The organism is Parasphingopyxis algicola (assembly GCF_013378075.1).
Classification (GTDB): domain Bacteria; phylum Pseudomonadota; class Alphaproteobacteria; order Sphingomonadales; family Sphingomonadaceae; genus Parasphingopyxis; species Parasphingopyxis algicola.
In genome coordinates this window covers 3,023,948-3,044,094 of sequence record NZ_CP051131.1, presented here as the reverse complement: position 1 = coordinate 3,044,094, position 20,147 = coordinate 3,023,948, and the positions used below count along the sequence as shown (strand labels likewise).

24 protein-coding genes are annotated in these 20,147 nt (G+C 64.4%); 11 read left to right on the top strand and 13 right to left on the bottom strand.

Annotation, left to right across the window (positions count from 1 at the left end; genetic code table 11):
* Positions 1–36 precede the first annotated feature (36 nt).
* The 6 genes from HFP57_RS15040 (at position 37) to HFP57_RS15015 (ending at position 4,164) form a co-directional block, all read left to right on the top strand.
* A complete protein-coding gene (locus HFP57_RS15040; RefSeq protein WP_176870544.1) occupies positions 37–615 on the top strand; it encodes a uracil-DNA glycosylase family protein in 579 nt (192 codons plus the stop codon).
* A 67-nt stretch (positions 616–682) separates the two neighbouring features.
* The gene (locus HFP57_RS15035; RefSeq protein WP_176870543.1) at positions 683–1,006 is read left to right on the top strand and encodes an ArsR/SmtB family transcription factor; all 324 of its coding nucleotides are present in this window, start codon (positions 683–685) and stop codon (positions 1,004–1,006) included.
* Positions 1,007–1,022: 16 nt separating this feature from the next.
* Positions 1,023–1,454 (top strand): SRPBCC family protein, encoded by a 432-nt coding sequence (locus HFP57_RS15030; protein WP_176870542.1) that lies wholly within the window; start codon positions 1,023–1,025, stop codon positions 1,452–1,454.
* A gap of 47 nt (positions 1,455–1,501) precedes the next feature.
* Positions 1,502–1,810 (top strand): YciI family protein, encoded by a 309-nt coding sequence (locus HFP57_RS15025; protein ID WP_176870541.1) that lies wholly within the window; start codon positions 1,502–1,504, stop codon positions 1,808–1,810.
* 163 nt (positions 1,811–1,973) lie between these two features.
* Entirely contained in the window at positions 1,974–3,290 is a 1,317-nt protein-coding gene (locus HFP57_RS15020; protein ID WP_176870540.1) for a serine hydrolase domain-containing protein, read from the top strand.
* Positions 3,291–3,300: 10 nt separating this feature from the next.
* Positions 3,301–4,164 carry an alpha/beta hydrolase gene (locus HFP57_RS15015; protein ID WP_176870539.1) on the top strand — a complete coding sequence of 288 codons (864 nt, stop codon included), beginning with the start codon at positions 3,301–3,303 and terminating at the stop codon, positions 4,162–4,164.
* A gap of 53 nt (positions 4,165–4,217) precedes the next feature.
* Here HFP57_RS15015 and HFP57_RS15010 read toward each other — a convergent pair whose 3' ends face one another.
* The gene (locus HFP57_RS15010; protein ID WP_176870538.1) at positions 4,218–4,946 is read right to left on the bottom strand and encodes a sulfotransferase-like domain-containing protein; all 729 of its coding nucleotides are present in this window, start codon (positions 4,944–4,946) and stop codon (positions 4,218–4,220) included.
* Between the two features lie 163 nt (positions 4,947–5,109).
* The gene (locus HFP57_RS15005) at positions 5,110–6,057 is read right to left on the bottom strand and encodes an aminotransferase class IV (protein WP_246263193.1); all 948 of its coding nucleotides are present in this window, start codon (positions 6,055–6,057) and stop codon (positions 5,110–5,112) included.
* A gap of 297 nt (positions 6,058–6,354) precedes the next feature.
* Here HFP57_RS15005 and HFP57_RS15000 point away from each other — a divergent pair, with 297 nt between their 5' ends.
* Positions 6,355–7,386: a M23 family metallopeptidase gene (locus tag HFP57_RS15000; protein WP_176870537.1), complete on the top strand. Its 1,032-nt coding sequence runs from the start codon at positions 6,355–6,357 to the stop codon at positions 7,384–7,386.
* Positions 7,367–7,804 (top strand): bactofilin family protein, encoded by a 438-nt coding sequence (locus tag HFP57_RS14995; protein WP_246263192.1) that lies wholly within the window; start codon positions 7,367–7,369, stop codon positions 7,802–7,804. The genes HFP57_RS15000 and HFP57_RS14995 overlap by 20 nt, the downstream gene beginning before the upstream one ends.
* 24 nt (positions 7,805–7,828) lie before the next feature.
* Here the strand turns inward: HFP57_RS14995 and HFP57_RS14990 are convergent, their stop codons facing one another.
* Positions 7,829–9,109 carry a Xaa-Pro dipeptidase gene (locus HFP57_RS14990; RefSeq protein ID WP_176871351.1) on the bottom strand — a complete coding sequence of 427 codons (1,281 nt, stop codon included), beginning with the start codon at positions 9,107–9,109 and terminating at the stop codon, positions 7,829–7,831.
* A 79-nt stretch (positions 9,110–9,188) separates the two neighbouring features.
* Between HFP57_RS14990 and HFP57_RS14985 the strand changes: the two genes are divergently transcribed.
* Positions 9,189–9,662 carry a GFA family protein gene (locus tag HFP57_RS14985; protein ID WP_176870535.1) on the top strand — a complete coding sequence of 158 codons (474 nt, stop codon included), beginning with the start codon at positions 9,189–9,191 and terminating at the stop codon, positions 9,660–9,662.
* Here HFP57_RS14985 and lpdA read toward each other — a convergent pair whose 3' ends face one another.
* Genes lpdA through HFP57_RS14965 form a run of 4 tightly spaced genes read right to left on the bottom strand, consistent with a single transcriptional unit; the run spans position 9,663 to position 13,567 of the window.
* Positions 9,663–11,060, bottom strand: coding sequence for a dihydrolipoyl dehydrogenase (lpdA, locus tag HFP57_RS14980; RefSeq protein WP_176870534.1), 1,398 nt, complete (start codon positions 11,058–11,060; stop codon positions 9,663–9,665). It abuts the gene before it with no gap.
* A complete protein-coding gene (locus tag HFP57_RS14975) occupies positions 11,060–11,689 on the bottom strand; it encodes an NADPH-dependent F420 reductase (RefSeq protein WP_176870533.1) in 630 nt (209 codons plus the stop codon). The genes lpdA and HFP57_RS14975 overlap by 1 nt, the downstream gene beginning before the upstream one ends.
* Positions 11,690–11,705: 16 nt before the next feature.
* The gene (locus HFP57_RS14970) at positions 11,706–13,118 is read right to left on the bottom strand and encodes a 2-oxo acid dehydrogenase subunit E2 (protein ID WP_176870532.1); all 1,413 of its coding nucleotides are present in this window, start codon (positions 13,116–13,118) and stop codon (positions 11,706–11,708) included.
* Positions 13,119–13,147: 29 nt separating this feature from the next.
* Positions 13,148–13,567, bottom strand: coding sequence for a hypothetical protein (locus tag HFP57_RS14965; protein WP_176870531.1), 420 nt, complete (start codon positions 13,565–13,567; stop codon positions 13,148–13,150).
* Positions 13,568–13,698: 131 nt separating this feature from the next.
* Here HFP57_RS14965 and HFP57_RS14960 point away from each other — a divergent pair, with 131 nt between their 5' ends.
* Positions 13,699–14,154, top strand: a complete 456-nt coding sequence (locus HFP57_RS14960) for a universal stress protein (RefSeq protein WP_176870530.1) — start codon at positions 13,699–13,701, stop codon at positions 14,152–14,154.
* Between the two features lie 107 nt (positions 14,155–14,261).
* Here HFP57_RS14960 and HFP57_RS14955 read toward each other — a convergent pair whose 3' ends face one another.
* The 4 genes from HFP57_RS14955 to HFP57_RS14940 all read right to left on the bottom strand — a co-directional run bounded on the left by HFP57_RS14955 (position 14,262) and on the right by HFP57_RS14940 (position 17,140).
* Complete coding sequence (locus HFP57_RS14955; RefSeq protein ID WP_246263190.1) at positions 14,262–15,317, bottom strand: RcnB family protein; 1,056 nt, start codon at positions 15,315–15,317, stop codon at positions 14,262–14,264.
* Positions 15,318–15,496: 179 nt separating this feature from the next.
* The gene (locus HFP57_RS14950) at positions 15,497–15,985 is read right to left on the bottom strand and encodes a GAF domain-containing protein (RefSeq protein WP_176870529.1); all 489 of its coding nucleotides are present in this window, start codon (positions 15,983–15,985) and stop codon (positions 15,497–15,499) included.
* Positions 15,986–15,993: 8 nt separating this feature from the next.
* Complete coding sequence (gene arfB / locus HFP57_RS14945) at positions 15,994–16,407, bottom strand: alternative ribosome rescue aminoacyl-tRNA hydrolase ArfB (protein ID WP_176870528.1); 414 nt, start codon at positions 16,405–16,407, stop codon at positions 15,994–15,996.
* Between the two features lie 88 nt (positions 16,408–16,495).
* Positions 16,496–17,140, bottom strand: coding sequence for an RluA family pseudouridine synthase (locus HFP57_RS14940; RefSeq protein ID WP_176870527.1), 645 nt, complete (start codon positions 17,138–17,140; stop codon positions 16,496–16,498).
* Positions 17,141–17,265: 125 nt separating this feature from the next.
* Between HFP57_RS14940 and HFP57_RS14935 the strand changes: the two genes are divergently transcribed.
* On the top strand, positions 17,266–18,648 hold the full coding sequence (locus HFP57_RS14935) for an HD-GYP domain-containing protein (RefSeq protein ID WP_246263189.1): 1,383 nt from the start codon (positions 17,266–17,268) through the stop codon (positions 18,646–18,648).
* 50 nt (positions 18,649–18,698) lie between these two features.
* On the opposite strand, the gene wrbA is transcribed toward HFP57_RS14935, so the two are convergent.
* Both wrbA and HFP57_RS14925 read right to left on the bottom strand, forming a co-directional pair.
* On the bottom strand, positions 18,699–19,298 hold the full coding sequence (wrbA, locus tag HFP57_RS14930; protein WP_176870526.1) for an NAD(P)H:quinone oxidoreductase: 600 nt from the start codon (positions 19,296–19,298) through the stop codon (positions 18,699–18,701).
* A gap of 67 nt (positions 19,299–19,365) precedes the next feature.
* A complete protein-coding gene (locus tag HFP57_RS14925; protein ID WP_176870525.1) occupies positions 19,366–20,064 on the bottom strand; it encodes a pirin family protein in 699 nt (232 codons plus the stop codon).
* Between the last annotated feature and the right edge of the window lie 83 nt (positions 20,065–20,147).

Here is a 20,147-nt window from a genome sequence, read left to right as displayed (position 1 = left end):
TTGATGCTGCGCCACCGATCGGATAGGCAGTCAAGAATGACGCTCGATACCCTGCTTCCCTCGATCCGCGACTGCCGCCTGTGCGCGGGCACGATCCCCGAGCCGATCCGGCCCGTGCTGCAAGCGCATCGCTCGGCGCGCATATTGATCGCCGGCCAGGCGCCGGGACGGAAGGTGCAGGCCAGCGGCGTGCCGTTCGACGATGCGAGCGGCGAGCGGCTGCGCGACTGGATGGGCGTCGATCGCGAAACCTTCTACGACCCCGCACGGATCGCCATCCTGCCGATGGCCTTTTGCTATCCCGGCAAGGGCAAGTCGGGAGACCTCCCGCCGCCGCCCGTTTGCGCCGAAACCTGGCGCGAGACGCTTCTCGCGAAGCTGCCGAACCTCCGTCTCACGCTCGTCATCGGCCAATATGCGATGGGCTGGCACCTGGATACGCCGCGCCGCACGCTGACCGAAACCGTTCGGAACTGGCGCGATTTCGATGCAGCGACCCTGCCGCTGCCCCATCCCAGCCCGCGCAACAATATCTGGCTCGCGAAAAACCCCTGGTTCGGCGAGGACCTGCTTCCCCATCTGCGTAGTCGGGTCGCCTGCGCACTGGAGGCATAGGGCTCGTTTGACTCTTATCATTTAACTATTATGTTAATTAACAAGATAGAGAATCAACGAGGCCCCATTGTCCGATCTCACCACCACTTTTGCCGCGCTCGGCGAACCGACACGGTTCGCGATCGTCGAACGGCTGCTGCGCGAGGGCGAGCTTAACGCCGGCGCGCTGCAGCAGGGCGCATCGATCTCGGCGCCCGCCATTTCGCGCCACCTCAAGGTGCTGCGCAAGGCCGGCATCGTCGTCCAGCGCATCGACAGACAGCAGCGCATCTACGCGGTGCGCCCCGAAGCCGTGCAGGCGATCAGCGCCTGGACAATGAGTCACAAGGAATTCTGGCAGGCGAGCTTCGACCGCCTCGCCGCCATGCTCGAAGCAGAATCCAAAAAATAAGGGAGTCAGACAGACAATGAGCGAACTCAGGATAGAACGGACCTTCCCCGCCGCGCCCGAGACGGTCTTCGACCATCTCACCAACACCGAATATCTGCTGCAATGGTGGGGCCCGGAGGGCATTTCAGTGTCGGAGCACACTCTCGATTTTTCCCGGCCCGGCCCGTGGAACTCGACGATGACGAACGCCGAGGGCGCCCATTACAAGGTGTCCGGCGAAGTCGTGACGCACGATGCGCCGCACGCGGTCGAATTCACCTGGGCCTGGCATGACGAGAATGACGAGCGCGGCCATGAAAGCCGCGTACGCTTCGAAGTCGCGCCCGACGGCAATGGCGGCACGAAATTCACGATGATCCATTCCGGCCTTGCCGACGAGGAGAGTGCGACGAGCCACGACAGCGGCTGGACGTCGTCCTTCGGCAAGCTGGAGCGGCTGCTCGGCTGAGCACCGCCTGCCGATACCCGTCCCAACCCCGAGCGAGGAGATTGAAAATGCCGAAATATGTATTCGCCTATCATGGCGGCAAAGCACCGGAGAGCCCCGAAGAAGGCGCGGAAGTCATGGCCAGATGGCAGGCCTGGTTCGGCAACCTCGGCGATGCGGTGGTCGATGGCGGCAACCCGGTCGGGCCGTCGAAAACCGTTTCCACGGGCGGCGTTGCCGATGACGGCGGCGCCAATCCGCTTTCCGGCTACTCGATCGTCCAGGCCGACAGCATCGATGCGGCCGTCGAAATGGCGAAAGGCTGTCCGATCATGGATCACGGCACGGTCGAAGTCGCCGAAGCGATGGAAATGTAGAGCCGGGCAAATCGTAACCTGGCGCGGGGCGCTCGCCGAAGAGGCGAGCGCCGCGCCGTCCCGACAGCGGCGGCATGCCGCAAATGGCCGATCAGCGGATCGGCATCGCCATCTTTGGTCTGGACCGACGGGGCATCGCCCGGCAAAGGGGCCCCGTCACGTTATGAACCGGCTTGCCCTCCCCATCACCCTTGTCATTGTCGCGCTCGGCACGCTTGCCATGGCGCCGTTCCTGACCGGGCCGTTTCCGTCGCGGGCGGCGGCCGAAGGGCTTTCCATCACGCTCGATCCGCCGCAGCCACAGGCGGCCGCACCGGCCGGCGCGGTCATCGATCTCGACGCCCGGTCCGGACTGATCGACTATAACGAGATAGACCGCCGCATCGGCGCGCTGATGGAAGAAGATACCATGGTCGGGCTGGCCGTGGCGATCATGGAAAATGGCGAGATCACATCCGCCCGCGGTTACGGCGAAACACTGCATGGGACCGGCGAGCCCGTGACGGCCGACACGGTGTTTCGCTGGGCGTCGCTATCCAAGAGCGTCGCGGCGACGATGGTCGCGTTGTTGGCGCAGGATGGCGCGGTCGATCTCGACGCCCCGGTGTCGCGCTTTGCCCCGTCGCTCCGGCTACCGGCGTCGGGCCATATGCGCATCTCGGTGACCGACCTCCTCTCGCACCGGCTCGGCATCGAGCGCAACGCGCTCGACAACCGGCTCGAAGCGGGCGAGGATCCGTTGATCCTGCGGACCGCGCTCGCCAGCCATCGCATCGCCTGTCCGCCCGGCACCTGCCACCGCTACCAGAATATCGGTTTCGACGCGGCGAGCGAGATCGTCGAGGGTGTCACTCGGCAAAGCTATGAGGCCGCCGTCCAGCGCCGTCTGCTCCAGCCGCTGGACATGCGCACCGCCAGCCTGTCCCGGCGCGCGCTGTTCGAGAGCCGGAGCTGGGCGCGCAGCCATCGCGGCGCCGGCGAGGAAGTGGAGGTTGTCGAGCCCTATTACCGGATTCCGGCGGCCGGCGGCATGAACGGTTCGATCCGCGATCTCGCCCGCTGGATGCAGGTGCAGGTCAACGGCGCGCCCGATATCGTTCCGCCCTCGATACTGGCGACGGTCCATCGCCCGGTCGTCCGCACGGAGCGCGAGGACCGGCGCAACCGGCGCTATGCGGAACGGGTTTCGAACACGCATTATGCGCTGGGCTGGCGCGTCTACGACTATGCCGGGCACACCGTCATCGCCCATCGCGGCGCCATCCGCGGCTATCGTGCGATGATCATGATCGATCCCGCCTTGCGCAGCGGCGTCGCGGTGCTCTGGAATTCGGGCAATGGCCGTCCGTTCGGCATCCCGATGGATATATTCGACCAGATATATGGATTGCCCGACACAAACTGGATCGATCCCGAAGCGGCAAATGCGCAACCGGCGGACGCGCCGGCAGACAGTCGCCGTTCAGAACCGGCGCGGTAAACGGCCGCGCATGAACCGTGTCCACTTCGCCGTGCTGTTCCTGCTGGGAATCGCAATGCTCGCCGCGCAATCGGGGTGCGCGCATTTCGCACGCGAACAGCTTTACGCACCGCCGGTCGGTCCGGTCATAACGCCCGATTGGAGCGGCCCGGAACCGGACCGCATTTCGGTCACTACCGAAGACGGGCTTGATCTTGCCGGCTTCTATTGGGCACCGATGAACGGCAATCCCGACATCATCCTCGTCCTCCATGGCCGCCGCGACAATGCGGGTCGGATGGCCGGCTATATTCAACGGCTCGCCGAGGACGGGCGCGGCGTTCTCGTCGCCTCGTATCGCGGTTTCAACGACAATCGGGGTTCGCCGAGCGAAGACGGACTTATAACCGACGCCCAGGCCTTTTACCGGTTCGCCCGCGAAGCGGCCGGGGCGCAGGGCGATGTCTATGTGTTCGGCCATTCGCTCGGCGGCGCCGTGGCGATCCAGTTGGCCGCGCGCGAAACGCTCTCCGGCGTGATGACCCTCGCGACCTTTAGCGATCTCGGCGAGGCGGCGCCCTATTTCAGCGAGATTTTCATCCCGGACAGCTGGGAGAGCATCGTCGCGTTGAACAGTGTCGAAGAGCCGCTGCTCTTCATCCATGGCTCGGACGATGATTATGTCGAACCCGGCCATTCGCGCCGCCTTTTCCGCACAACCTGTTCGCTGGCGGCCCTGGCGATCATCGACGGGGTGCGACACCGCCCCAATTTCCGGCTGATCGCGCCGTTGATCACCGGCTGGGTGGACGCCCTCGAAAATGGTCAGGTCGAAGAAATCTCGATCGAGGGTGCGGCAAGCTGGGAAAGCAAACCCGCCTGCGATGCGGCTTGAAACGGGGCCGCATTCGTATCTCTAGGTCATGTACGCATAAATGAGACGGCTGCCTACAGTGTCAGCTTGTAGGCCCTCAGCGCTTCATAATGCGGCCGGCAGCGTTCGTAGAGCGCGCGATAGCTATCGGGCAGCTCGACCGGCCCGCGATCATCGCCCTCAAACCCCGTGCTCTCCTCGACCCGGCCATACCAATGCGGCGCCCAGACCCCATCGGTATCGCGCGAACCCGGTTCCCAACCGAGCATCGCCGGATCCCAGGGAATATCGAGCGCTCCACACAGCATCTCCAGCATCGGGCCGGGCGCGTCCAGAATATCGGCGCCTTCGACAACCGGCGGCGCATGGCCGAGCCGGTCCGCCTCCATCCGGAAATAGAGGTGCAGCCTTTCGAGCCCCATATCCTCGAACGTCACGGCCTCCATCTTCTTCGCATAGCTGGCGATCATCCGCTTCGGATCGCGGATCAGGAAAGCGTGACGATGGTCATCCAGATCGCCGACGCCGACCGGCCCGACCATCTCCGACGGCATATGCTTCTGATACCAGACCGCGCTGCCGTCGGGCGGGTCGCCATTCAGAGTTTCCGTCACCGATCGCCAGTCGCAATCCATCGCCGCAATCACCTGATCGGCCATCGGGTGCGGATATCCGGTATCGGCCAGGTAGGCGCCATAATAGGGCTCGTCGCTGACGAACGTGTCCGCCCGGCTGCCGAAGCTGCGCATCATCGCGGTCGAGATATTGCGCGGGCCCGACCACATCGCGATCCGGATCGTCACGGCCGCCGCTCTCTGGTCAGAATTTCCTTGGCAGGAAATCGCGGCACCGGCCCGCACCCCCTCCCGGCCTCCCATTGAATATACCCTGTTGGGAGGCCGGGAGGGGGTGCGGGCCGGTGCGGCGCTCGACCGACAGGTCGAGTCTGACAGAAAAAACAGCCTGTCACGGCCGCGATCGCGCCGCGACATCGGTGGCGAGCCGGGCGGCATACAGTTCCTGCAGCCTCTCGACCATCGGGCCGCGCGCTTCGGTCAGCCCGCGCCCGTCCACCTCGGTGACCGGCACGACACCGGCGAAGGTGCCGGTGACGAAAGCCTCGTCGGCGCCATAGACATCGGTCAGCGAGAAATTCTTCTCGAACACCGGAATATCGGCGTCGCGGCACAGATCGATCACCGTCCCGCGCGTGATCCCGCCCAGGCAATAGTCGCCGCTCGACGTCCAGACCTCGCCCTTGCGCACGATGAAGAAATGCGTCGAATTGCAGGTCGCGACGAAGCCCTGCGGATCGAGCATCAGCGCCTCGTCCGCGCCGGCCTTGGTCGCCTGGATGCAGGCGGTGATACAATTGAGCTTGGAGTGCGAATTGAGCTTGGGGTCCTGCACCGCCGGATCGCCGCGCCGGACATGGACGGTGAACAGCCGGATGCCCTTCTCGACGGTTTCGGGCAACGGCTCCTTATATTCGGGAACGATGACGATGGTCGCCGGCGACACGACGACGCGCGGGTCCTGATAGGGCGTGGAACGAATCCCCCGCGTCACCATGAGGCGGATATGAACGCCTTCGGAAGAACCGTTGGCATCGAGCGTTTCATAGAGCCGCCGCTCGAGCATTGCCCGATCGATACCGACATCCATGTCGATCGCCTTGGCGCCTTCGAACAGCCGGTCGAGATGCTGGTCGAGAAAGGCGATCCGCTCCCGATGGACCCGCAGCCCCTCCCAGACACCGTCGCCCAGCATGAAGCCGGAATCGAACACCGAAACCATGGCCTCGGCACGGGGGACGATTTTACCATTGACGTTAATCAGAATCTCGGCGTTGCGCGGATCCTCGCGATAGTCGTGCGTTCCCTTGCCCATCATGGCGCTATACGCGGCGTTCACCCGCCATTCAAAGTAAAAGCTATCTTAAGAAACCGCCTTTTCTCTAGGGTTCCGTCGACTCGACCCGAGTCGCCAACGATTCGTCGCGCCATCGTTCGTTAGACTCGCGATTTAACCACATTGTTGCTAGCCGGTTTGCACAAATTTCAATTCACAGGGTTGCACGTGTCTAGAAATAAAAAGGAAGGCCCGGGGCTTTGGTCCCGGTTCAAGGGCCTTTTTCCTGACCATGAGCTCCATATCCGCTCCGGCGGCAAGCTCCGCTTTTTTAGAATTTCCAGTAAGTTACAGATAAGAGTGGTGTCGATCGCCGCGCTTGGCGCGGTCGCATGGCTGGCGGTCACGCTGGTCATGGTCGGGCTGCAAGTCAAAGGGGCGAGTGACCGAATCGCACTTGACCAGCGCGAACAGGAGGTCACCCAGACCGAAGCGCGCGTCGCCGCCTATCGCGGAACCGTCGAAGAGCAGGTCGCCCGCGTCGAGCGGCGTCAGGCCGTGCTCGATGCGCTGGTCCGCCGCCATTTCGGCAATCTCGAAGACAATGAAGACGAGGCGGAGACCGCCGACGGCGCCGAGGCTGCCGAGGAAAGCAGCGCGGCGATTCCGGAAGCTGCCGCCTTGCAGGCGCTCGAGCAGCATCAGGTCGCATTCGCCCGCGCGCTGCGCGCCGCGGTCGAGCAACGCACCCTGCAAACCGCCGAGGCGATCCGCGAGTTCGGGCTCGATCCGCGCGTCATGAGCCGCCGGGCGCAGGGCGGCCCGCTGATTCCGATCCGGACGGCGATGACGCTTGACGGCGCGATCGACGAGGAAATCGCCGATCTCGAAATCGCACTGAACCGCCTGGCGGTGATGGAACTGTCGCTCCGTGCGATACCGTCGGCCAAACCGACCGCCTATGGTGCGATGAGCAGCCCCTTCGGCCTGCGCCGCGACCCGTTCACACGGGGCCGCGCAATGCATAACGGCATCGATTTTCGCGGCCGCCATGGCCAGGGCATCCTGGCGACCGGACCCGGCCGTGTGCGCTTTGCCGGCTGGAAGGGCGGATATGGCCGGACGATCGAAATCGATCATGGTGCGGGTGTCGTCACCCGCTATGCGCATCTGTCGGGCATCAATGTGAGCGTTGGGGACCGTGTCGACCGGGGGGATCGTATCGGCAGGATGGGCAGCTCCGGCCGCTCGACTGCCACCCACCTGCACTATGAAGTGCGTATCAACGGCCGCGCTGTAAACCCGCGGCCCCTTTTGGAGGCTGATCGCGATGTTCTCGAAATCCAATCCGTCGCAGGACGAAGAAATGGCGATGCCGTCGAGCGCGGATAACCGCTCGACCTTCTCGGTCATCGGCTCGGACGTCACCGTCACGGGCGATATCGATGCGTCCGTCGATTTGCATGTCGATGGCCGCGTCGAAGGCGATATTCGCTGCGCCACGCTGGTCCAGGCCGGCAACAGCACGATCAAGGGCGGTATCAGCGCCGAACAGGCGCGCATCGCCGGCCGCGTGGAAGGCTCGATCGCGGCCAAGGAACTGATCGTCGAGGCCTCGGCCAAAGTGGTCGGCGATGTGACCTATGAAAAGCTGAGCATCGCCACCGGCGGCCATGTCGAAGGCAGCTTCCGGCACAAAAGCGCCGGCACGCTCAAAAAGGACGAGCCGAAGGACGCGTCGCTCAAACTGGTCGACGAGAAGCCGGTCGCCGCAACGGCGCCGAAACCGTCCCAGGCGACGGCCGGCTAAAACCAGGCCGGGAAGTGGGGCGCGTCAACGGCGGTCCATGACGAGTTCGCCGCCCTTGACGACGATGTCGACATCTTCCAACGCGGCGATGTCGGCCAGCGGGTCGCCATCCACGGCGATGATATCGCCATATCGGCCCGGCGCGATCGCGCCGACATCGCCCATCTTGTCGAGCGCTTCGGCGGCATTGGCGGTCGCGGCCTGGATCGCCTGAAGCGGCGTCATCCCGAACCGCACCATGCGCGCAAACTGCCGGCCGCCGGTACCATGCGGATAGACGCCTGCATCCGACCCGAACACATGCCGCGCGCCGAGCTCGACGGACCGGCGGAAGCTCTCGCGCTGGATCGTCCCGACCTGCCGCTCCTTCGCCAGATTTTCCTCCAGCACGCCGTTCGCCTCGCCCTCGGCCAGCGTATATTCGGTGTTGTAGATATCCATCGAGAAAAAGGTGCCGCGGTCGATCGCCATGCGGATCGTCTCGTCGTCGAGATAGCTCGCATGTTCGATCGTATCGACGCCGGCCTCGATCGCGGCACGGATACCGGCATTGCCATGCGCATGGGCCGCGACGCGCATCCCGAGCATATGCGCCTCCTCGACCGCGGCGCGGATTTCCCCGGCCGTCATCTGCTGGGCGCCGACATCGGTGTTGCGGGAGAAAACGCCGCCGGTCGCGCAGATCTTGATGACATCGGCGCCATAGCGCCGGTTCTGCCGAATCTGCAGGCGGACGGCCTCCACGCCGTTGACGCCCTGCTCTCCGTCCCGGTCGACGAGCGACGGCGGCAGGCCGTTGCGGTCGCAATGCCCGCCCGTCACCCCGAAGGACTCGGTCGCGGCGACGATCCGCGGTCCGGGATAGAAGCCGGCCTCGATACCTTGGCGCAGCGCGACGTCGGCATAATCGTCGGCGCCGACGTTGCGCACGGTCGTGAACCCCGATTCGAGCATCGCGCGCGCGTTGGGTACGCCGAGCGTCGTCCAGAAGCTGTCGGTATAGTTGAGCCGCCGGAAGCCGCCGATCCGCGGCGTGGTCGTCAGATGGACATGCATGTCGATCAGCCCGGGCAGGATCGTCATGCCCGCGAGATCGAGCCGCTCGGCGTCCTCGGGCAGATCGGCCGGCACTTCGCCGCTCGAGACCGAGACGATCCGGCCGTCGGTGACCACGACCACCGGATTGTCGATCGCCCGCCCCTCGAGCACGTCGACCATCCGGTCGGCGGTGACGACGAGCGTTTCGGCGTGAAGCGCCGCCGAAAACAGCAGCAGATAGGTAACGATTGCGAGCCTTGCGATCATGATCATGTCCCTCTCTCGATGGGATGCCGCTATGCTATAGTGTCGGTCGCCCGTCGAGGGGCAGGAAAGGAACCGCCACATGAACGAGGATTGGGGATTGCCATGGACCGGGCAGTGTTTGTGCGGCGATCTGAAGTTCGAGATCAGCGCCACGCCGCTGCTCTCGATGGCGTGCCATTGCCGGGGCTGCCAACGATTGACGGCGAGCGCCTTTTCGCTTTCGCTGATGGTGCCGGCCGAAGGCTTCCGCGTGACGGAGGGCGAAGGCGTGAAAGGCGGCCTTCGCGGCCCGCACGGGCAATTCTTTTGCGACAGCTGCAAGAGCTGGGTCTATTCCAAGCCGCACGGCGCCGACTGGATCGTCAATGTCCGCACGATGATGCTCGAAGAGCCGCACTGGGACGTGCCCTTTATCGAAGTCATGACGGCCGAACAACTGTCTTGGGTCGAGCTGCCGGCCCAGCGCAGTTTCGAGGCATTCCCCGAAATGGAAGACTATCAGCAGCTGATCGCGGACTATGCGCAGAACGGCACGCGGCCGGGTACGGGCTGATCAGATGTGCAGCACCCGGTCATAGGCGGCGAGCACGCTTTCATGCATCATTTCGCTCAATGTCGGATGCGGGAAGACGGTTTCCATCAGTTCCGCCTCGGTCGTTTCCAGCTGCCGCGCGACGGCATAGCCCTGGATCAGTTCGGTGACCTCGGCGCCGATCATATGGGCGCCCAATAGCTCGCCGGTCTTTTCGTCGAATACGGTTTTGACGAAACCCTCGGCCTCGCCCAGTGCGATCGCCTTGCCGTTGCCGATAAAGGGGAAATTGCCGACGCGGACCGTGTGACCGGCCTCCTTGGCCTGAGCCTCGGTCATCCCGACCGACGCAACCTGCGGCCGCGAATAGGTGCAGCCCGGAATATTGCCGGTCTCGAAGGCATGCGGGTTCTGGCCCGCCAGCTTCTCGACCGCGACCACGCCTTCGTGGCTGGCCTTGTGCGCGAGCCAGGGCGGCCCCGTCACATCGCCGATCGCGAGAATGCCCTCGACACTGGTCCGACCGAAGCCGTCGACGTCGATATGACCGTTCTCGCCCGTCTTCACGCCGAGCGTGTCGATGCCCGTGTCTTCGGTGTTGGGCATGATGCCGATCGCAACGATGGCGTGGCTGAACTCGCTCTCGGTCACCTTGCCCTTGGCGTCCTTGATCGCCGCCTTGACCGATTTCGCGCCGGCTTCGAGCTTTTCGACGCCCGCGCCGGTCAGGATCGTCATGCCCTGCTTCTTGAGCGTTTTCTCCATATGCTTGGAGACGTCCTCGTCCTCGACCGGAAGGATGCGCGGCAGCATTTCGACGACCGTCACCTCGGCGCCCATATCGGAATAGAAGCTCGCAAATTCGATGCCGATCGCACCCGAACCGATCACCAGCAATTTGGACGGCACGTCTTCGGGCACCATCGCGTGGCGGTAGGTCCAGATACGCTTGCCGTCCGCCTTAGCGAACGGCAGATCGCGGGCGCGGGCGCCGGTGGCGATTATGATCGTCTTGGTGGCGAGTTCCGTTTTCTTGCCGTCCTTCTCGACGGTCAGCTTGCCCCTGGCCGTGATCGTGCCGAAGCCTTCATGCACATCGACCTTGTTCTTCTTCATCAGGCCGGTGACACCCTGGTTGAGCTGTCCCGCCACCGTGCGCGAGCGCTCGACGACCTTGGCGAGATCGAAACCCGGCTTCTCGGCCTTCAGCCCATAGGCCTCGGCATGGGTCATATAATGGTAGATCTCGCTCGTCCGCAGCAGCGCCTTGGTCGGGATGCACCCCCAGTTGAGACAGATGCCGCCGAGCTTCTCCCGCTCGACGATCGCCACCTTCATGCCGAGCTGCGACGCCCGGATCGCCGCAACATAGCCGCCGGGTCCGGAACCGAGGATGATGAGATCATATTGGTTAGCCATTAGTCACCGTCTGCTTTCATAAAATGCCACGCCGTTTGCGGGTCCATCCCGTGTTTGAACGCCTGGTCGATCCAGACCATCGCGAGCGGCTCCAGTTGGCGAGCGTTCCGGATCCCGCCATAATCGATGGGCTCGAAGCCGATATCGCGCAACAGGCTGCTGACCAGCGCCTTGGCGTCTTCATCCTCGCCGGCCACGAACTGGATCGGACGGTTCGGGAAAGCATGCGCCATTCCCATCACCGGCGATCCGACCTGATTGAGCGTCTTCACCGCCTTCGCAGCCGTCTGCCCCGCCAATATTTCGCCGGCCGACGTATCGAAACCCAGTGCCAGTTCGAGGCCCTCCTCGCCCATGGTCAGCGGATTGGTGCAATCGATCAGGATCTTGCCGCCGAGATCGCCGCACTCGGCGAGCGCGCTTTCGGCGACGCTCCAGTCGACGGCCAGGATGACGACTTCGCCCCATTGCGCCGCGCCTTCGGTCGTATCGTGCGGGATCTCGTCGCCATTGTCGTATTTTTCGTCGGCCGGCTCGCGAACGCCGTACACGACCTCATGCCCGGCCTTGGCAAAAGCCGGCCCCAAAACGCTGCCGACCCGGCCCTTGCCGATCACCGCAATTTTCATCGCCCATCTCCTTGCGCTACGCCAGCATCGCCAGCGGGTTTTCCACCAGCTGCTGGAACGCCTGCATGAGCTGGGCGCCGACCGCGCCGTCGATGGCGCGATGGTCGAAACTGCCGGTGGCGCTCATGATCGTAGCGATCTGCAAGGACTCATCGATGACAGCGGCACGTTTTTCGCCCGCGCCGATGGCCATGATCATGGCCTGGGGCGGGTTGATGACGGCATCGAACTGCTTGATGCCGAACATGCCGAGATTGGAGATGGAGGCGGTGCCGCCCTGATATTCGTGCGGCTGGAGCTTTCCGTCGCGCGCCTTTTCGGCGAGCTCCTTCGATTCCGTCGCGATCTTGGACAGCATCTTACCGCCCGCATCGGTGATGACGGGCGTGATCAACCCGCCCTCGATCGCCACCGCCATCGAAACATCGACCCGGCTGTATCTGAGCAGCTGATCGCCCCGGAAGGAGACATTGGCGTCCGGCACCTGTTCGAGCGCCGCGGCGAGCGCCTTGATCAGCAGGTCGTTGACCGAGAGCTTGATCCCGCGCGCCTCGAGCCCGGCGTTCAATTCCTTGCGCAGATCGAGCAGTGGATCGAGCCGGCAATCGAGCGAAAGCCGGTAATGCGGCACCTCCTGCTTCGAGGCGGTGAGCCGCTTGGCGATCGTCTTGCGCATGTTCGACAGCTTGATCGCCTCGTGCGGGATATCGGTATCGACCGGCGCAGCGGGGGCCTCTTTCGCCGGCGCTTTTCCGGCACCGCTTTCGAGCGCCGCCTCGATATCGGCCTTGACGATCCGTCCGTGTGGACCGCTGCCCGAAAGCTGCCCGAGATCGAGACCGTTCTGTTCGGCTAAGCGCCGCGCCAACGGGCTCGCCTTGATCCGCTCGCCATCGGCGGCCGGCGCGGCGGGCGCTTTCGCCGTCGGAGCCGGGGCAGCGGCCGGCGAACCGCCTTCGGCCTTGTCTATGTCGGCCTTGACGATCCGGCCCTGCGGCCCCGTGCCCGTCACGCTCGCAAGATCGACGCCTTTTTCCTCGGCGAGCCGGCGCGCCGACGGGCTGATCTTGATATCGTCATCCGCCTTGGCCGGAGCCGGCGGTCGTGGCGGCGACGGCTTCTCCGCGGGCGCGGCTTCGGCCGAACCGTTGGCCTGTGCCGGCGCCTCGATGGCGCTCGCATCCTCCCCCTCTTCGGCGATGATCGCGATGACCGCGCCGACCTGCACCTCGTCCGTGCCCTCCGGCACGAGGATCTTCGCCAGCACGCCCTCGTCGACTGCCTCGAACTCCATCGTCGCCTTGTCGGTCTCGATCTCGGCCATGATGTCGCCGGAAACGATTTCGTCGCCTTCCTTGACCAGCCACTTGGCCAAGGTGCCCTCTTCCATGGTCGGCGAAAGTGCAGGCATCTTCAATTCGATCGGCATCGCATGTCCTCGGCTTCGAATGTCGGCGTCTATTTGATCAATGCATGCCGCGCCGCCCAGCGCGCGTAAAGAGCCAAGACGATCTGAACAGCGATCAGAACGAAGGAAAAGATGACGCCGAACACCCCATAGGCCTCCAACCCGTTTCCGAAGGGCAGGTCGTAGCCGATGAAGCCCGCCGCCATCGTGACCGCCGTCGCCCAGAAAACCCGTTCGGCCATCGCGCGGCGCAGCAGCAGCAAAACGGCTGCGATCACCCCGAGAAACACGCTCGTCGTCCAGAGCAGGCGCCGCCATTCGGGAAAGGCTTCGATCATCGCCATCATCTCCGGCGGGAACTGCGCGAGATACTCCCGGTTGATCGTCAGCGTCATGTAGAGATCGTACAGCCCGAAGCCGTTCCACAGCAGCGCCAATAGTGCGACGACCCAGAAAACCGCATTGCGCATGGCGCCCTCCTCCCTCGAAATACCGCGCCAGCCTAGCGGCGAAACACGGTCGGGAACAGCCTGCCGGATCGCATCCCGCTTGCCAGTCCGGTCATATTGCCGCAGTCTCCGGGCCAAGAGGGGAGGACCGGATGCGGACCTATCTGGTGGTCATCGACGAAACGCCGGAGGCGAAGGCGGCGCTGCACTACGCTGCCGTGCGTGCGATCCGCCTCGGCCGGACGGTGGAGATCGTCTCGCTGATCCCGCCGCAGGAATTCGTCAACTGGGCGGCGGTCGAGGCGACCTTCGAGGAAGAGGCGAAGCTGCGCGCCGAGGCCGCGGTCGCCCAGGCCGCCGGAGAATTGGTGGAGGCGACGGGCGTTCAGCCCAAGATCGTCGTCAAGCGCGGCGACCCGGTGAAAATGGTCCGCGCGGCGATCGACGAGAGCGAGAATATTGCGGGAATCATGCTCGGCGCGGCTGCCGAAGGGCCGCCCGGGCCGCTCGTTTCCCATTTCGCAGGCACCGTGGCCGGTCAGCTGCCATGCCCCGTCATCGTCGTGCCCGGCGGCCTGAGTTTCGAGGAATTGGAGCGGTTGGGATAGCCGGGCGCCGCCCGGGGCCCGCGACCGGCTCTGCATAAAAAAAGGGCGGTGGGATTCTACCCGACCGCCCTTTCCCCCCTTGCTCCCCCGAAGCAAAAGCGATGCCCTTAGCGGCAGTTGCAGCTCCGTGACCGATGCGCGGAACGACGGGTACTGCGCCGCGGCGCGACATATTCGACTTCCTCTTCGATAAAGGTCGTCGTGGTCGCTGGGGCAGAATTGAGGACGATGGTAGTCGTCGCGCTCTGCGACACGCCATTGGCGTGATTCACGGCATAGGTGCCCGGCCCGCTGACCGCGACATGGGTCTGAACCGGCGGCGCATGGTGCACCGGCGGCGAAACGACACGGTCGTCATCCTGATAGTCGTAATCATAATCGACGCCGTAGCCCGGCGCGGCCGGCGGATAATAGTCGCCCCGGCCGACATATTCGGGCACCGGCGCGCGGTCGTCGTAATAGCGCCGGTCCGCGCGGCGGTCGTCGCGACGATAGCGGTCGTCGTAGCGATCGGAACGGCCCGCCGCGCTGCCGATCGCACCGCCCGCGATCGCGCCGAGCGCGCCGCCGATGATCGTGCCTTCGGTGCGGTTGCCGCGTCCGGCGATCCGGTTGCCGGCGATGCCCCCGACGATCCCGCCGACGATTGCGCCGGCCGCCGCATCGCCTGCATCGCCGCGCCGCCGGTCGTCATAATAGCGGCGTTCGTCATAATAGCGGTCGTCATAGCGGCGACCATCGCGATAGTAGCGGTCATACGGCACGCCGTAGCGCCCGTCGGCGATATGGCCGCGGCCGTCGACCAGATAGGCGTCGTCATGATAACGCACCCAGCGATAGCCGTAAGCCGGGCGGGCCAGCCCGTAAGTCGGATAATTCACCACATAATAGCGCGGCGCGAGAAAATAGCTGGGCAGGAAACCGCCGACAAAGAAGCGCGAACCGCTATGGAACCGCCGGTGGCCGTGGCGGAAGAAGTGCCGGCCGCCGCGATGCACGAAATGCCTTCCTCCACCACGATGCACGAAATGCCGTCCGCCACCATGGCGCACGAAATGACGACCGCCGCCGCGCATCGCCTGTGTCGCAACGGCAATGCCCGCGCTGCTCGCGCCGGAGTCGCTTTGCGCCTGCGCGGTGGCCGGCATCATTGTCATGGACATCAAAAGGCCCAGAAAAGCTAATTTGCGCATATGTCGCCCTTCCCGCGAAATTCCAGGCCGAAGAGCGTCGCATACCCCCGGCGTTCATACTTTCTTAACAGTTTTGAAAGGCCGGGGCCACGGCGGTTGCCGCCGACTTCTGTCCCGTTTTGAGGCAGTGCGCCGGTGGGCCGCGAACGCTATCCGGCGATTCTCGGGCCGACCAGCGCGACCAGCGCTTCACATCCGGCCGCATCCTCGGCATCGAAACGCCGCTTGCTCGGGCTGTCGATATCGAGAACGCCCAACAGTGCGCCATCGACCACGATCGGTATCACCAGTTCGGACGCGGATGCTGCGTCGCACGGGATATGGCCCGGAAAGGCCTCCACATCCTCCACGATCTGCGTTTCGCGCGTCGCGGCGGCCGTGCCGCACACGCCGGCGCCGATCGCAATCCGGATACAGGCGGTCTTGCCCTGAAAGGGGCCGAGCACGAGCTCGTCGCCGACGAGGCGATAAAAGCCCGCCCAGTTGATGTCGGGCAGATATTCCCAGAGCAGCGCCGCCATATTGGCCATATTGGCGACGGCATCGGGTTCGCCGGCGGTCAGCCCGTCCAGCGCGGACCGAAGATCGGCATAGAGGGCCTGTTTGTCCGTCGCCGGCGCGATGTCGAAACTGTGCATGGGCTTTCCTAGTCGAGCCGCGGTTTGCCGCGCGCTTTCTTCACCTGCCCGCGAACCTTCTTGCTGTCCACCCGGCGCGCCTTGGCGGCCCGGCTGGGCTTGGTCTTGATCCGCCGTGCGGGGCGGTGACGGGCTTTTTCGAGCAGCTCTTCGAGCCGCGCCATCGCCGCGCGGCGATTGGCCTCCTGACTGCGATGGTTGCGCGCGGTCAGGACGAGCGTACCGTCCGCCGTCATCCGGCTTCCGGCGAGCGACCGCAAACGGCGATAGACCGGCGGCGCGAGATCGAGCGCGAGCACATCCACCCGCAGCTGGACGGCCGTCGCGACCTTGTTGACATTCTGGCCGCCGGGCCCCGTTCCTGCCAGATGGCGTTCCTCGATCGCGGTGGCCGGGATGGCGGTGATATCGGAATTGGCCATGCGATCCTCCTAACCGAACGGACGGCAAACTGTCCAAGCCGCTGCGGACGTTGTCGGCTCCCTTGGCCCTGCGCCCCGTGCCCTGCCATTAGGAAGGACAGGCTTCGGCAAAATGATCGGGTAGCGGCGCTTCCGCAACGATATCCGGCTTGCCGTCGCGCGGTACCGACAGGGTCCGTGCATGGAGCAGCATCCGCGCCCCGCCATCTCCATAGACCGGATCGCCGAAGATCGGCGCGCCAAGCCCGTCGCGCGCATGGACCCGCAGCTGGTGCGTCCGCCCCGTTTCCGGCCGGAATTCGACGAGCGTCCGGCCGCCCTCGGCCTTCAGCACACTCCAATGCGTCCGCGCCGGTTTCCCCCGCCGATCGACCGCCATCCACCAGCCGCGTTCGCGGGTCGAACGTTTCGCCAGGGACAGATCGACGGTTCCCGACTCCGCCTCCAGTTCGCCGTCCAGCACCGCCCAATAGGTTTTGGAGACGCGGCCCTCGGCAAAGGCCCGGTTGAATCGCTTGAGCGCCTTCGGGTTGCGGGCAAGCAGCAGACAGCCGCTGGTGTCCTGGTCCAGCCGGTGGACGATCATCGGCGGACGGGCGAATCCCATGCGCAACGCCCCCAACCGGTCTTCGACACAGTCGCCGCCGCGCTTCGGCCGGGTGACGGGCAGTCCGGCCGGCTTGTCGATGACGATGGCCTCGCCATCGATGAACAGGATGCCGCCGGCTGTCATCTCCGGGCCTTAGCCGAACGCACGGCCCGCTGCCTAGCCGGATAGAGCCGCTGCCAAGGACATGCAGCCATTAAACTCATGGTAACGCTAAATGACTATATCGACGCACCGGGGGCGGTAAAACCATGTTCCAGCACAGATTTTCCGAGGAATTCGCGACGGATATCGAGCCGATGGTCTCCTTCGCCGAGATCGTCAGCGCGTTTAGCTATGCACTCGACCTGACCCAGGGCCAGCCCAAGGGCCATTGCATCCGCGGTTGCTGGATCGGCAGCCATATCGGCCGCGCTCTGGGCCTCGGCAGGGACCAGCAGTGGGAACTCTATTATACGCTGCTGCTCAAGGATCTGGGGTGCAGCAGCAATGCGGCGCGAATCTGCGAACTGTATCTGGCCGACGACCACGCGATCAAACGCGACTATAAACTCGTCGACGGCAAGCTCGGCAATGTGCTGAAATTCGTGCTGGCGCGGACCGGGCCGAACGCGACCCTGGGCGAACGGATCAGCGCGCTCGGGAACGTCCTCGTGAACGGATCGAAGATCGAACATGACATGATCCAAACGCGCTGCATCCGCGGCGCCGATATCGCCCGCCAGCTGCACTTTCCCGAGGCCGTGGCCGAAGGGATCGCCGGGCTCGACGAGCATTGGGACGGTTCGGGCCAGCCCAACGGGCTCAAGGGCGACGCCATTCCGCTCTATTCGCGGATCGCCCTTCTATCCCAGGTGATCGACGTCTTCCGCATGGCGAACGGCGAGGACGCGGCGCGCGAAGAGGTTCGCAAGCGCAGCGGCGGCTGGTTCGATCCGGAGCTGTGCGATGTGTTTCTCGACATCGCCGAGGATCCGGTATTCTGGGCCACCTTGGAAGCGCGCGATCTCGAACGGCGCGTCGTCGAACTGGAGCCCGTCCGGCATATGGTAGCCGTGGACGAGGATTTTCTCGACGATATCGCGGCGGCATTCGGTCAGGTGATCGACGCCAAAAGCCCCTATACGAGCGGCCATAGCGGACGCGTGGCCGTATATGCAGCGGGCGTCGCGGAGCGTCTCGGTTATGAAAAGGCCCATATCCGCAAGCTGAGCCGGGCCGCCGCGCTGCACGACATCGGCAAGCTCGGCATCAGCAACCTGATCCTCGACAAGCCCGACCTTCTGACCGACGAGGAATGGCGGGTGATGCGCCGGCACACCCATTTTACGACGGCCATCCTCGGCCGGATTTCGGTGTTCAGCGACATGGCGGCGACGGCGGGTGCCCATCACGAACGCCTCGACGGCAAGGGCTATCCCAACCGCCTTTGCGAAGACGCGATCCAGATGGACACGCGGATCATCACGATCTGCGACTTTTTCGACGCGCTGACCGCCGACCGGCCCTATCGCGCCGCGATGCCGGTCGACGAAGCCCTCGCGATCATCGGTTCGGAAGTCGGTATCGCCATCGATGCCAGCTGTTTCGAAGCGTTGAAGGCGATGGTGGCGGAGCACGGCCCCGCCACCTGATTGCGCCGGCCGTCAAGTACAGCCGTTCAAACGCCGGCCCGGCCGGATGGCTAACCGTGGACCTTCGCTGCGACTTCCGCGATCCGGCGCCCCTGATAGCGCGCGCCTTCGAGTTCGATCTCGCTCGGCATGCGGCTGCCATCGCCATCGGCGATTGTGGTCGCGCCATAGGGCGATCCGCCCTTCACCTCCTCGACGCCCATCTGGCCCTGAAAGCCGTAATCGAGCCCGACGATCGTGAAACCCTGGTGGAAGAGATTGGTGATGATCGAAAACAGCGTCGTTTCCTGTCCGCCATGCTGGGTCGCGCTCGACGTGAAGGCGCCGCCGATCTTGCCATTGAGCGCACCCTCCATCCAGAGTTTTCCGGTGCGATCCCAGAAGGCCGCCATCTGGCTCGGCATCCGGCCGAAACGGGTCGGCGCGCCGACGATGATCGCGTCATAGTCGGGCAGTTCGTCGACTTCGGCCGTCGCGTAGCCATGATCGGTCTTGAACCCGGCGCCTTCGACGATCTCGTCGGGGGCGGTTTCGGGCACGCGCCTGATCGCAACCTCGGCGCCGGCTTCGCGCGCGCCTTCGGCAACGGCTTCGGCCATCTGCTCGATATGGCCGTAGGAAGAATAATAGAGCACAAGAACTTTGGTCATCGGACAACTCTCCTTCGTTTAAAAAAGAACGGCCATCTCGGCGGGGAACCGGGATGGCCTTGGGGGGTTAGGCCGCGTCGACGAAAACGATTTCGCTCTCTTCCATCGCGGTAAGCGTGACTTTGGTTCCGCCGGATATGGCCGCGCCGTCGCGTGCGTCGAGCTCGACGTCATTGGCGGCGAGCTTGCCGGTCGCCGGCACCAGATAGGCATGGCGATCTTCGCCGACCTCATAGTCGATCGTTTCGCCGGCCTTGAGCGTCGCGCCCATTACGCGCGCGGGCGTCAGGATCCTGAGCGCCTCTTGATCCTCGTCGAATCCGCTCGCCAGCGTCACGAGCCGGCCCGAACGATCGGCCTTCGGAAAAGGCTTGGCGCCCCAGCGCGGATCGGCGCCGCGTTCGGCGGTCTCGATCCAGATCTGGAAGATGCGCGTTTCCTCGTCCTCGAGATTATATTCCGAGTGGCGGATGCCCTTCCCGGCGCTCATCACCTGGACGTCGCCGGCCTCGGTGCGGCCCTTATTGCCCATCGAATCCTCATGGGTGATCGCGCCCTGCCGAACGTAAGTGACGATTTCCATGTCCCGGTGCGGATGCGGCGGGAAGCCCGACTGGGCGGCGATCTCGTCGTCGTTCCAGACGCGGATAGAGCCCCAGCCCATGCGGCCGGGATCGTAATAATTGGCGAAGGAAAAATGGTGGCGGGCGTTGAGCCAGCCATGATCGGCATGGCCGAGGCCGGCGAACGGGCGTTTCTCTATCATCGAACTTCTCCATCGTCGCGTATATCGTTGACACCCAGATAGGCATTTGCGATTGCGCATAAATAGAAACATCGGAAAAGCAT